The organism is Isoptericola halotolerans (assembly GCF_003003075.1).
Lineage (GTDB): Bacteria > Actinomycetota > Actinomycetes > Actinomycetales > Cellulomonadaceae > Isoptericola > Isoptericola halotolerans_A.
Genome location: NZ_PVTX01000005.1, coordinates 65,602 through 79,952, shown reverse-complemented (window position 1 = coordinate 79,952; position 14,351 = coordinate 65,602). Strand labels below are relative to the sequence as shown.

The following is a 14,351-nucleotide window of genomic DNA, read 5'->3' as shown; positions in this document are numbered from 1 at the left end:
GGTCACCCCTCGAACCCGCGGCGGGGTGCGGACGCACCCCGCCGCGATCCACGGAAGGTCAACGATGACGAGCTCCGAGACCGCGGAGCGGCCTGTCGTCGAGATGACGGGGATCTCGATCGAGTTCCCCGGCGTCAAGGCGCTCGACCAGGTCGATCTCCGCCTGTTCCCGGGTGAGGTCCACGCCCTGATGGGCGAGAACGGTGCCGGGAAGTCGACCCTCATCAAGGCGCTCACCGGCGTCTACGGCATCGACGCCGGCGAGATCCTCGTCGACGGCAGGTCCCACCGCTTCTCCGGTCCGGGCGAGTCCCAGGACGCGGGCATCGCGACGGTCTACCAGGAGGTCAACCTCTGCGAGAACCTGACCGTCGCGGAGAACATCATGCTGGGCAACGAGCCCCGGCGGCTGGGCGCCATCGACTGGCGTGCCACCCGGCGCGAGGCCGCCCGGCACCTGGCCACGATGGGCCTCGACATCGACCCGGCGTCCTCCCTCGGAGCGCACTCGATCGCCCTGCAGCAGCTCGTGGCGATCAGCCGGGCGATGGTCGTCGAGGCGAAGGTCCTCATCCTCGACGAGCCCACCTCGAGCCTCGACGCCGGGGAGGTGGCGCAGCTCTTCGCCGTCATGCGGCGCCTGCGCGACGAGGGGGTGGCCATCCTGTTCGTGTCGCACTTCATCGAGCAGGTCTACGAGATCTCGGACCGGATGACGGTGCTGCGCAACGGCCGGCTCGTCGGCGAGTACGCGACCGCGACGACCGACCGCGTCGAGCTCGTCTCGACGATGATCGGGCGGTCGATGGAGGTCCTGGAGGACCTGCACGTGAGCACGGACCGCACCGTGGAGATCGAGCGGGGCTCGACGCCGTACCTCCAGGCCGTCGGCCTGGGCCGCAAGGGCAGCGTGCAGCCGTTCGACCTCGACGTCTACTCGGGCGAGGTGGTGGGCCTCGCCGGCCTCCTCGGGTCCGGGCGCACCGAGGTGGCGCGCCTGCTCGCGGGAGCCGACCGGGCCGACAGCGGCACGACGCGCATCAAGGACGCCCCGGCACCGCTCCGCAACCCGCGGGCGGCGATCTCCCGCGGCATCGCGTTCTCCTCGGAGGACCGCAAGGCCGAGGGCGTCGTGGGCGACCTGACCGTGCGCGAGAACATCGTCCTCGGCCTGCAGGCGGGTCGCGGCTGGATGCGGCGCCTGCCGGGCCGGCAGGTCGACGAGATCGTCGACAAGTACGTCGCGGCGCTCAACATCCGCCCCGCCGACCCGGACGCCCTGCTGCGCAACCTGTCCGGGGGCAACCAGCAGAAGGTGCTGCTGGCTCGTTGGCTCGCCACGGCCCCGGAGCTGCTGATCCTGGACGAGCCGACGCGCGGTATCGACGTCGGCGCCAAGGCCGAGATCCAGAAGCTGGTCGCCGAGCTGGCGGGGGAGGGCATGGCCGTGGTCTTCATCTCCGCCGAGCTGGAGGAGGTCCTGCGGCTGAGCCACCGGATCGCCGTCATGCGCGACCGGGCGAAGGTGGCCGAGATCGTCAATGGTGAGGACGTGGGGGTCGACGAGGTCGTCGGTCTCATCGCGAGCGGAGGAGACCACTGATGCGTGAGATCACGCGGCACGCCCTGTTCTGGCCCGTCGCGGCGCTGATCGCCCTGCTGGTCGCCAACACGGTCTACCGGCCGGACTTCCTCGCGGTGACGGTGCTGGACGGACACCTCTTCGGCGCACCGATCGACATCCTGCGCAACGCCGCACCCCTGATGCTCGTGGCGCTCGGCATGACGCTGGTGATCGCGACGCGCGGCATCGACCTGTCGGTGGGCGCCGTGGTCGCCATCTCCGGGGCGCTCTCGCTGAGCTTCATCGCGACGTCGCCGGACCCGGGGTCCGTGTCCACGGTGCTCCTCGCGATCGCCATCGCGCTCGGGGTCTCGCTGGTGCTCGGCGTGTGGAACGGGTTCCTCGTCTCGGTGGTGGGCATCCAACCGATCATCGCGACGCTCATCCTCATGACGGCGGGCCGGGGCATCGCCATGCTCATCACGGAGGGGCAGATCACCACCGTCACGAGCGCGCCGTTCAAGACCCTCGGCTCGGGCTTCTGGCTCGGGCTGCCGGTCGCCACGCTGGTGGCCGGCGGGGTGTTCCTCCTGGTCGCGCTGCTCACCCGGCGCACCGCGCTGGGCATGCTGGTCGAGTCCGTGGGCATCAACCCGGCGGCGAGCCGGCTCGCGGGCGTCAAGGCACGCACGATCGTGTGGACGGTCTTCGCGCTCTCGGGCCTCTTCTCCGGCCTGGCGGGACTCATCCTCGCGTCCAACGTGATGGCGGCCGACGCCAACAACGCGGGGCTCTTCATCGAGCTCGACGCGATCCTCGCCGTCGTCATCGGCGGCACCTCGCTGCAGGGCGGCAAGTTCTCGCTCTCCGGCACCCTGGTCGGCGTCCTGATCATCACCACGCTGACCCTGACCGTCACGATCGTCGGCATCTCGCCGTTGGTGACGCCGCTGTTCAAGGCTCTCGTCGTGATCGCGGTGACGCTCCTGCAGTCGCCCCGCATCCGCGAGACGTTCGCCGCCCGCGCCCGGCAACGGGCCGCCCGTCCCGAGGAGGTGGCTGCCTGATGGCCGCCGTCGCCCCTGAACAGTCCACGACCGGCTCGCCCGGGCCGTCCCGACCACGCCCGCAGGAGTCGCGGCTGCGAGCGATCGCCCGCCGGCTGCGGATCGACCGGCGCTACATGCCCGTCGTCGGGACGTTCGTGGTGCTCGCCCTGATCCTCGTGATCGGTGGTGCCCGCTACGAGAACTTCCTGTCCGCCGGCGTCCTGGCGAACCTGTTCATCAACAACTCGTTCCTCATCGTGCTCGCGGTCGGCATGACGTTCGTCATCCTGACCGGCGGCATCGACCTGTCCGTCGGCGCGGTCCTGGCGCTGTCCGCGGTCAGCGCCGCGTACCTGCTCGACGCCGGGGTCCCAGCGGCCGTGGTCCTGCCGGCGGTGGTGCTGATCGGGTCGGTCATCGGGCTCCTCATCGGCCTGATGGTCCACGTCTTCGACGTCCAGCCCTTCATCGCGACGCTGGCGGGCATGTTCTTCGCCCGCGGGCTCTGCTTCGTCATCGCCCCCGAGTCGATCCCGATCACCGACGAGACCTTCGTGGCCATCGCCGGCTGGGACACCTGGGTGGGCGGGCAGTGGCGCATGACCTCCAGCGTGGTGGTCTCCCTGGTCGTCGTGGCGCTCGCGTTCTTCCTGCTGCACTACACGCAGTTCGGACGCACGGTCTACGCGATCGGCGGCGGCGAGCAGTCGGCCCGGCTGATGGGCCTGCCGGTCGCGCGGACCAAGGTGCTCGTCTACGTCGTCTCGGGCACCTGCGCCGGGCTGGGCGGGTTGCTGTTCGCGATGTACTCGCGGTCGGGCTACTCGCTGACCGGTGTGGCGATGGAGCTCGACGCGATCGCCGCCGTCGTGATCGGCGGCACGTTGCTCACGGGCGGCACCGGGTTCGTGCTGGGCTCCGTGCTCGGCGTCCTGGTGCTCGGGCTGATCCAGACCATCATCACGTTCGAGGGCACCCTGTCGTCGTGGTGGACCAAGATCGTCATCGGCGCGCTCCTGCTGGTGTTCGTGGTCCTCCAGCGGGTGCTCACGCTGCGGCGCACATAGCGTTCGTCCGGTCCGGACCGCCGACTGCCGGTGGTCCGGACCTGCCTCATCCGCCCGCTTTGATCGGAGGTGGACCTCGCTCACTGATGTGAGCGCTAACATCGCACGAAGTGGACGGGGCGACGACGCCCCGTCGGTCTGCCCGGCATCGCCCGGGACGCACCGAGACACGCTCAGCGAGGAGTAGTCACGATGTACAGAGCAGTACGACGATCGACGCCCGTGGCGTTGGCCCTGGCCCTGGCGATACCTGCCACCCTGGCCGGTCCATCCGCGGCCGGGCCCGCGACCACCGCACGGTCCACCCTCCCCACCGCCGTCGACGTGGACGACGCCGACTACGACGCCTACGTCTTCCCGTACTTCGCCGGTGAGGGCGAGGACGGCGAGAAGATCTACCTGGCCGTCAGCGAGTCCGACGACCCGACGACGTGGCACACGCTCAACGACGGCGAGCCGATCCTCGAGTCCACCCTGGGCGCCGAGGGCCTGCGCGACCCGTTCCTCGTCCGGCACCCGGAGACGGGGGTCTACTACCTCATCGCCACCGACCTGCAGATCTACGGTGGCGGCAACTTCGGCGACGCCCAGGAGACCGGCAGCCGGTCGATGATGGTGTGGGAGTCGCCGGACCTCGTCAACTGGTCCGAGCAGCGCGAGATCGAGCTCGCACCTGAGAACGCCGGCAACCTGTGGGCGCCCGAGGCGCACTGGGACCCCACGGCGAACGACGGTGCCGGCGCCTTCGTCGTGTACTGGGCCTCCGCCCTGTACCCGGAGGACGTCGCCCCCGCCGACCGCGACATCAACACCTCCTACCAGCGGATGATGTCCGCGACCACGCCCGACTTCACCGAGGGCAGCTTCTCGGAGCCCGAGCTCTGGATCGACATGAAGCGCGGCACGGGCCGCGGCATGATCGACTCGACGATCGCCGAGCTGCCCGGGGACGGTGGCAGCACCTACTACCGGCTCACCAAGGACGAGGCGGACATGACCGTCCGTCAGGAGGTCTCGGACGACCTGCGGCTCACGCAGGGCGTCACCGAGGGTGACGGCTGGGAGCTCATCGGCGAGCAGATCGGCGTCGGGGAGCCCAACCCGTGGGGCGGGACCTTCACGTCCGGCGAGGGTCCGACCATGTTCCCCTCGCTCACCGACGACTCCTGGTACCTGATGATCGACCAGCCGTCGTACCACGGCGGCGAGGGCTACCTGCTGTTCCAGACCCAGGACCTGTCGTCCGGGGACTGGACCTCGCGGCCTGAGGTGGAGCTGCCCAGCAACCCGCGGCACGGCACGGTCCTGCCGATCACCGCCGAGGAGCAGACCGCGATCATCGAGGCCTACCAGCCGGACCTCCTCGCCGAGGGCGTCGCGCTGGACCGGTCCGAGCTCGCGCTCGAGCCGGGCGACACCGCCGACCTCGACGCCACGGTCACCCCGATCACCGCCGAGGACAGGGCGGTGACGTGGTCCTCCGACGACGAGGCGGTCGCCACGGTCGACGCCGACGGCGTGGTCACGGCGGTGGCCGAGGGGTCCGCCACGATCACCGCGACGTCGAACGGCGGCCACGGCGCGGCGTCCGCGACCGTCACCGTCGCGGCGGCCGCACCCGCCCCGCTGCCGGAGGGCGCCTGGGTCGACCAGTTCGACGGGACCGAGCTCGACGCCCGGTGGACGATCGACCGCGAGGAGGCTTCGGCCTGGTCACTCGGTGACGGTGCGCTCACGCTGCAGTCGCAGCCCGGCGACACCTACCAGGGTGACAACAACTACGAGAACATGTTCCTCGTCGACGTCCCCGCCGGGGACTTCGTCGCGCAGACGTCGCTGGAGGCCACGCCGACGGCGGACTTCCAGGGCGCCGGCATCATGGCGTGGCAGGACGCCGACAACTACGTGCGTGCCGGCCTGACCCACGCGTCCGTGTTCGAGACCGGCCCGGTCGGCATCGAGACCGGCACAGAGACCGCCGCGACCTATGCGGCGACGTTCCTGGCCCGCGAAGGCTCCACCGGTGAGACGCTCCGGATGGAGCGGACGGGTGACGACTTCACCGTCTCGGTCTGGGACGGCGCGGGGTGGACCGAGGCCGCGACCACCACGCTGGCACCCGGCACCACGCAGATCGGCCTGTACGCGCTGGCCGCGGGCAGCGCCCCGAGCCACGAGGTGGTCTTCGACTACTTCGCGCTCGTCGAGCCCGAGGGCGCGGACGTCGTGCCGGACGGCGAGTTCACCCTCGCCGGGTCGGACGGCCGCTACCTCGTCGACGACGGCGGCCTGACGCTGGTCGACCAGCGTCCGGCGTCCGCCACGAGCTTCGTGGCCACGCCGGTCGAGGGTGACGGTTCGCCGCTCACCCTGGCCACGCCGACCGGGCTCCCGCTGGTGGTCGACGGCGACCGGCTGACCGTGGGCGCCGAGGCTGACGACGCGGCCGTCGTCCGGCTCTCCGACGTGGGCGGTGGCAAGCTCGCCGTGCTGGTCGGGGACCGGGCGCTCGCCGAGGGCACCGACGGTGCGCTCGTGCTGGGCGACCCGGCGGACGCCGCTCGTCTGGTGCTCGTCCCCGTCTCGGTCAGCGAGCACACGCTCACCGTCGACGCGGACGCCGAGCGCACCGAGATGAGCGACGACCTCTACGGCGCGTTCTACGAGGACATCAACTATGCGGCCGACGGCGGCATCTACGCCGAGCTCGTCCGCAACAGGTCCTTCGAGTTCAACAGCGCGGACAACGCCGCGTTCACCGGCCTCACCGCCTGGGAGCAGGTCGGCGGCGGCGACATCGCCGTCGAGTCCGACGAGGCCGAGTGGCTCAACGAGTCCAACCGCTACTACCTCACGGTGGACTCGGACGGCAGCACGGGCGTGTCGAACTCCTCCTACAACGAGGGTGTCGCCGTCGCGGACGGCGAGTCGTACGACGCGTCGGTCTGGGCCCGCACCCCCGTGGCCCAGGACCTGACGGTGCAGGTGGTCTCCGGCGACGGCGGGACCACGTACGCCACCGGCACGATCGCCGTCGACGGCTCGGACGAGTGGAAGCAGTACGAGACCACGCTGACCGTGTCCGGTGACGCGAACGACGCACGCTTCCAGGTCGTCTCCGGCGCCGAGGGCACGCTGCGTCTCGACATGGTGTCCCTGTTCCCGCAGGACACCTGGGTCGGGCCGGTCAACGGCCGGAGCGTGCTGCGCAAGGACCTCGCCGAGATGGTGGAGGAGCTGAACCCCCAGTTCCTGCGCTTCCCCGGCGGCTGCGTCACGAACGTCGGCACCTTCGACACCTACGTCGGGTCCGACGGGCAGGACCGCACCCGGACGTACCAGTGGAAGGAGACGATCGGGCCGGTCGAGGAACGACCGACCAACTGGAACTTCTGGGGCTACAACCAGTCGTACGGGCTCGGGTACCTCGAGTACATGGAGTGGGCCGAGGACCTCGGCGCCACGCCGCTGCCCGTGGTCTCCGTGGGCGCCAACGGCTGCGGGTCGACGATCCCCGAGATGCACGGCGGGGACGAGAACTTCGACCGTTGGGTCCAGGACACGGTGGATCTCATCGAGTTCGCCAAGGGTGACGTCGACACCGAGTGGGGCGCCGTGCGCGCCGAGCTCGGTCACCCCGAGCCGTTCGACCTGCGGTACATCGGGCTCGGCAACGAGGAGAACACCGACACCTTCCAGGAGAACTTCCCGGCCTTCCGCGACGCCGTCGCCGAGGCCTGGCCCGACGTCACCATCATCTCGAACTCGGGTCCGGACGACGCGGGTGCCCGGTTCGACGAGCTGTGGGAGTTCAACCGGGAGCAGGGCGTCGACATGGTCGACGAGCACTACTACAACGACCCGGCGTGGTTCCTGCAGAACACCGAGCGCTACGACGCGTACGACCGCGAGGGTCCGCACGTGTTCCTCGGCGAGTACGCCTCGCGCGGCAACACGTGGGGCAACGCGCTCGCGGAGGCGGCGTACATGACGGGGCTGGAGCGCAACTCCGACCTCGTCGAGCTGGCGTCCTACGCCCCCATGTTCGCCAACGAGGACTACGTGCAGTGGTCGCCGGACATGATGTGGTTCGACAACGACGAGTCCTGGGCCTCGGTCAACTACTGGAACCAGCACCTGTTCATGAACAACGTCGGTGACCAGGTGGTGCCCAGCACCCACACCGGTGCGACCGACGCCGCGCCCCTCGACGGCGGCGTCTTCCTGTCGACGTGGGCCACGCAGGCGGCCTACGACGACGTCGTGGTGACGGACAACGAGACCGGCGAGGTGCTGTTCTCGGACGACTTCGCCGACGCCTCGCAGTGGTCGCCCGTGGGCGGCCGGTGGGCCGTCCAGGACGGCGAGTACGTCCAGTCCGGGACGGCCGAGGACGCGCGCACCGTGCCGAGCGGTGCCTACGACGTCGACTGGTCGGACTACACCCTCGAGCTCGACGCCCGGAAGACTGGCGGGAACGAGGGGTTCCTCGTGGGCTTCGCCGCCGGCGGGCCGAACGACTACTACTGGTGGAACCTCGGCGGGTGGAACAACACCCGCTCGGTGCTCCAGCGGGCCTCCGGCGGTGACGCCGGTGAGGTCGCCGCGATCGAAGGATCGTCGGTCACCACGGGCCAGGACTACCGCGTCAAGGTCGTCGTGGAGGGGCGCACCATCGAGCTGTACCTCGACGGCGAGCTGCAGATGACCTACACGACACCGGTGGAGAAGTCGCTGTACCAGGTGGTCACCCACGACGACGACACCGGCGAGATGATCGTCAAGGTCGTCAACCCCGGCGCCGCGACCGCACGGACCGACGTGGCGGTCACCGGCGCGTTCGAGGTCGCCTCCGACGTCGCCGTCACCGAGCTGGTGGCCGACCCCTCGGCCACCAACACCAAGGCGGACAAGACCGCCGTGGTCCCCGTCGACCGCACCTGGGACGGGGGAGCGAACGAGTTCTCGTACGACTTCCCGGCCCACTCGGTGACGTTCCTCCGCCTCGCGCAGGCCGAGGAGGAGCTCGTCGAGGTGACGCCGGAACGTCCGACGTGGACGGACGAGTGCGGTCCGGCGAACATCACGGGGGCACCGCTGCCCGTGGTGGAGGGCGTCGAGTACGTCGAGACCCGCAAGAACGACGGCGGGGTGAAGGTGGTGGCCACGCCGCTGGCGGGCTACGTCCTGACCGACAAGCCGTCATCGACGAAGAACCCGGAGTCGTGGACGTGGACGAAGGGCGACTCGGACGAAAAGTGCCCGCCGGAGCACCCGGCGTGGGACGCCTCGACGGTGTACACCGCGGGGGACCGGGTGACGCACGACGGCGCGGTGTTCGAGGCCACGTGGTGGACGCGGAACCAGGAGCCGGGGTCGTCGCCGTGGGGGTCGTGGCAGGAGATCGCCGCGACCTCGGACGGTACGGCCCTCTGGACGGAGTCGCGGATCTTCGTCGCGGGTGACGTCGTCGAGCACGACGGCGCCAGGTACACGGCGAGGTGGTGGACGCGGAACCAGGAACCGGGTGGTTCGCCGTGGGGCCCCTGGGAGCTGATCACCGGCTGACCGTCTGACCCACCGGCCGGATCGCCCCCGTGCGGCGGTGGGGAGGGAATCTCCGAGGATCTCGCACCGAGATCCGGAGATCTCCTCCCCCCCAGCGGCACGGGGGCGCGGTTGTCTCCCCGGACGTGTGATCGGTTCTGATCATCACGCGGAGCCGCGCCTCCGGTCCTGTTAGCGTTAACAACAGCGTCCGACGGCGGACGCGACCCGCACCGGCGACGAGGCCGGGCACGATCACGAGGAGTCATCGATGACCTCACGTCCACCCTCTCCACGCGCCCGGACCGGTCGCGGACGTCGGACAGCGGCCGGCCTGCTCGGGTTGGCCCTGGCGTCCCCGGTGGTCGCCACGGCACCCACGGCCCACGCCGCCGAGCCCAGCGAGGACGGCCTCGTCGCCTGGTATCCCCTGGACGGCGACGCGACGGACGCCTCCGGCCACGGCGCCGACGGCACGGTGGACGGCACCGCCGACTGGAGCGGCCTCGGCCTCGGGTTCGACGGCGACACCTTCGTCGACCTGCCGGACGACCTGGTCGCCGGGGTCACCGACGTGACCGTCGCCGCCGACGTCTGGATCGAGCCGGAGCTGACCGGCAGCTACTTCCTCTACACGTTCGGCAACCCCGCCGTCGGCAGTCCGCAGTCCGGCGACGGCTACCTGTTCAGCACGGGAGACGCCAGCTATCGCGCCACGATCTCCGACGCCGCGTGGGGCGCCGAGCAGAACACCTCGGCCGACGAGGCCCTGCCCCGAGGTGCCTGGGTGCACGTGGCCTACACGGTGAGCGAGGGGACGGGCACGCTGTACCGGGACGGTGAGGTCGTCGCGAGCAACGACACGGTCACCCTGACCCCGTCGGACATCGGTGGCGGGTCGACCGTCTCGAACTTCCTCGGGCGGTCCGCGTACGACGCCGACGGCCTCTTCGAGGGCCGGATGAAAGACGTCCGGCTCTACGACCGCGCGCTCGACGGCACCGAGGTCACCGACCTGGTGGTCGCGAACGCGGCACCGGTGCTCGCTGCGGACGCGACGGCCCTCGACCTCGGGGACACGACGGCGGTGCGTGGCGACCTCGACCTGCCGACCACCGCGCCGGGCGGCTCGACGGTGACGTGGGCCAGCTCCGACGAGTCGGTGCTCGCAGCCGACGGCACCTACGGGGCACCCTCCGAGGCCTCGGACGTCACGCTCACGGCGACCCTCGACAGCCGAGGTGCGACCGCGACGGCGGACTTCGCCGTGACCGTGCTGCCGGCCGCGGGAGACGCCGAGAAGGCGCAGGCGGCGGCCGACGCCCTCCAGGTGACGAACCTCGACGACGTCCGGGGCAACCTGACGCTGCCCACCACGGGGGACGACGGCGCGAGCGTCACCTGGGCACCGTCGTCGGACACCATCGCCCCCACGGGTGAGGTGACCCGGCCGGCTCACGGGGAGCCGGCGCAGGACGTGGAGCTCACGGCCACGGTGACCGTGGGGGAGGCGACGGCGGAGCGCACGTTCACCGCGCACGTCCCGGCGCTGCCCGCCGAGGAGGACTACGCGGGCTACCTGTTCTCGTACTTCCTCGGGGAGGGCTCCGCGGACGGCGAGCAGGTCTACTTCGGCCTCTCCCGGGGTGACGACCCGTTGAACTACCAGGACCTCAAAGACAACGAGCCGGTCCTGACGTCCGAGCTGGGGGAGGAGGGGCTGCGCGACCCGTTCATCATCCGCTCCCCGGAGGGCGACAAGTTCTACCAGATCGCCACCGACCTGCGGATCTACGACGGCGACGGGTGGGACGCGGCGCAGCGTCAGGGCTCGAAGTCGATCATGGTCTGGGAGTCCACGGACCTCGTGAACTGGACCGACCAGCGGCTCGTGCAGGTCTCGCCGGACACCGCGGGCAACACCTGGGCCCCTGAGGCGTACTACGACGAGAGCATCGGCGCCTACGTGGTGTTCTGGGCCTCGAAGCTCTACGCGGAGGACGACCCGGAACACACCGGCAGCTCCTACAACCGGATGATGTACGCCACGACGCGCGACTTCGTGACCTTCACCGAGCCCCAGGTGTGGATCGACCCCGGCTACTCCGTCATCGACTCCACCGTGACGCTGCACGACGGCGAGTACTACCGCTTCACCAAGGACGAGCGGAACAACACCTCGTCCACACCGTGCTCGAAGTTCATCACCGCGGAGAAGTCGACCGAGCTGCGTTCGACCGACTACGAGCACATCACCGAGTGCATCGGCAAGGAGAACTCGATCTCGGACGGGATCAACCAGGGCGAGGGCCCGACCATCTTCAAGTCGAACACCGAGGAGAAGTGGTACCTGTTCATCGACGAGTTCGGCGGTCGCGGCTACGTGCCGTTCGAGACCACCGACCTCGACGCCGAGGAGTGGACCATGTCCGCCGACTACGAGATGCCCTCGCGCCCGCGTCACGGCACCGTGCTGCCCGTGACGCAGGCCGAGCACGACCGGTTGCTGCGCACCTACCAGCCCGACGCGTTCGTCGAGTCGGTCGACGACGTGGCGGTGACGGTGCAGGTGGGCGACACCCCGGTGCTACCGGACGAGGTGCCGGTCGCGTACGCCGACGGATCCGCCGGCACGGCTGCGGTGACGTGGGACGACGTCGATCCGGCGGCCGTGGCGCAGCCCGGGACGTTCGAGGTCGCCGGCACGCTCGGCGTCGGGACGTCGCTGCCGGCGCGGGCCGTCGTGACGGTCACGGCGGAGCCGGTCCCGGTCGCCGACCTGTCCGTGCGGCCGGAGAGCCTCGAGCTCGCGGTCGGCGGCGAGCGGTCGCTCACGGCGACCGTGACGCCCGCCAACGCGAGCGCACGCGGGATCACCTGGTCGGTCGCCGACGAAGCCATCGCCTCCGTCACCGCGGACGGTGTCGTGACGGGCGTGGCCGAGGGCACCACGACGGTGACGGCGACGACGGCGGACGGTGGGTTCGCCGTCGACGTCCCCGTCGACGTCACCACGCAGATCCCGGGGCTGGTGGTCCGCTATCCGCTCGACGAGACGACCGGGACGACGGCGGCCAACACCGCACCGGACAGCACGTTCGGCGCCGCGACGCTCGCGGGCGGCGCGTCGTTCACCGGTGACGGCGTGGCGCTGGACGGCACCGACGACTTCGTGGACCTGCCGGACGACCTGCTCGCCGGCGTGCACGACGTCACCGTGGCGCTGGACGTGCGCATCGACGACTCGCAGCCGACGCCCTACTTCGTCTACGGGCTGGGCAACTCCAGCGGGTCGGCCGGCGACGGCTACCTGTTCACCACGGGCAACGCCTACCGGACCTCGATCGCGACGGGGAACTGGAGCACCGAGCAGACGGTCTCGACGGGGTCGAACCTCGCCCGCGGTGTGTGGAAGCACCTGACCTACACCCTCGAGGGGGACACCGCGACGCTCTACGAGGACGGCATGGAGGTCGCCCGGCAGACCGGCGTCACGATCGACCCGGCCGACATCGGCGACGGGCAGACCGCCGCCAACTACCTCGGGCGGTCGCTGTACTCCGGCGACCGGTACCTGGCCGGCGACGTCGCGGACTTCCGCCTCTACGACCGGGCGCTGACGCCGGACGAGGTCGCGGCGATCGGCGTCGACCACACCGGCGTCACGGGCGCCGCGCTCGACGAGCTGAAGGTGGACGCGATCGTCGACGACGCCGGCAGCACCGTCACGCTCCCCGTCGAGCCCGGTACGGACCTCACCGCACTCGCGCCGACGCTCGCGGTCTCCGGCGCGACCGAGGTGACTCCGTCGAACGGGTCTGTCCAGGACTTCACCGCGCCGGTGGAGTACACGCTGACCGGCCCCGAGGGGGCGGAGCGCACGTGGACCGTGCGGGCCGTCGAGATGGGCAGCCCCGTGCTGCCGGGTCAGTTCGCCGACCCGAACATCGCCCAGTTCGGCGACACGTTCTACCTCTACGCGACCTCGGACGGCTTCGCGGGCTGGGGCGGCAAGGAGTTCTACGTCTGGAGGTCCACCGACCTGGTGGACTGGGAGCGGTCGGACGCACCGATCCTCACGCTGGACGGCGCGGACGGGGACGTCCCGTGGGCCACGGGCAACGCCTGGGCGCCGACCGTCACCGAGCGGGACGGGAAGTACTACTTCTACTTCTCCGGCCACAACCCGACCTACGACCGCAAGACCATCGGGGTGGCCGTCGCGGATCACCCGGAAGGTCCGTTCACGGCCGAGCCCGAGGCGATGATCACGAACACCGAGGCCGTGACGTCGGGGCAGGCCATCGACCCGGCGACGTTCCGGGACCCGCAGACCGGCAAGCACTGGTTGCTCTGGGGCAACGGCGGTCCCGGCGACGGTCCGGTCATGGCCGAGCTGAACGACGACATGGTCTCGGTCGACGAGGCCACGCTGCAGCGGATCGAGGGGCTCGACGGCTTCCGTGAGGGGCTGTTCGTCAACCACCGTGAGGGCGTCTACCACCTGACGTACTCGATCGACGACACGGGGTCGGAGAACTACCGGGTCGGGTACGCCACGGCCGCGAGCATGGCAGGCCCGTGGACCTACCAGGGCGTCATCCTGTCGAAGGACGTCTCGCAGGGCATCCTCGGGACCGGCCACAGCTCGATCCTCGAGGTGGCCGGCACGGACGACTGGTACATCGCCTACCACCGGTTCGCGATCCCGGGCGGCGACGGTACCCACCGGGAGACCACGATCGACCGGCTGACGTTCGGCGAGGACGGGCTCATCGAACAGGTGGTGCCGACGCTGACGAGCGTCGACCCCGTCGTGGTGCACCCGGCGTGGGACGCCTCGGCCGTGTACACCGCCGGGGACCGGGTGTCGTTCGACGGGCGGACCTTCGAGGCGACATGGTGGACGCGTGCTCAGGAGCCGGGTGCGTCGCCGTGGGGTGCGTGGCAGGAGATCGCCGAGGCCTCCGACGGGACCGCGGTCTGGACGCCGTCGCGGATCTTCATCGCGGGCGACGTCGTCGTGCACGGCGATCTCCGCTACGAGGCCCGGTGGTGGACCCGGAACTCCGAGCCCGGCGCCTCGCCGTGGGGTCCGTGGGCGCTGACCGAAAGCTGACGGGT

At 70.6% G+C, this 14,351-nt stretch carries 5 protein-coding genes; all 5 read left to right on the top strand.

Annotation, left to right across the window (positions count from 1 at the left end; all coding sequences use genetic code 11):
• The first annotated feature begins 64 nt into the window (after positions 1–64).
• The 5 genes from BCL65_RS08545 (at position 65) to BCL65_RS18310 (ending at position 14,346) form a co-directional block, all read left to right on the top strand.
• Positions 65–1,603: a sugar ABC transporter ATP-binding protein gene (locus BCL65_RS08545; protein WP_106267079.1), complete on the top strand. Its 1,539-nt coding sequence runs from the start codon at positions 65–67 to the stop codon at positions 1,601–1,603.
• Entirely contained in the window at positions 1,603–2,631 is a 1,029-nt protein-coding gene (locus BCL65_RS08540) for an ABC transporter permease (RefSeq protein WP_106267077.1), read from the top strand. Before BCL65_RS08545 ends, BCL65_RS08540 begins: the two co-directional genes overlap by 1 nt.
• Complete coding sequence (yjfF, locus tag BCL65_RS08535) at positions 2,631–3,680, top strand: galactofuranose ABC transporter, permease protein YjfF (protein WP_106267075.1); 1,050 nt, start codon at positions 2,631–2,633, stop codon at positions 3,678–3,680. Before BCL65_RS08540 ends, yjfF begins: the two co-directional genes overlap by 1 nt.
• A 222-nt stretch (positions 3,681–3,902) precedes the next feature.
• Positions 3,903–9,248: an alpha-L-arabinofuranosidase C-terminal domain-containing protein gene (locus tag BCL65_RS08530; RefSeq protein WP_106267073.1), complete on the top strand. Its 5,346-nt coding sequence runs from the start codon at positions 3,903–3,905 to the stop codon at positions 9,246–9,248.
• A gap of 250 nt (positions 9,249–9,498) precedes the next feature.
• Entirely contained in the window at positions 9,499–14,346 is a 4,848-nt protein-coding gene (locus tag BCL65_RS18310; protein ID WP_165799981.1) for a family 43 glycosylhydrolase, read from the top strand.
• Positions 14,347–14,351: the final 5 nt, after the last annotated feature.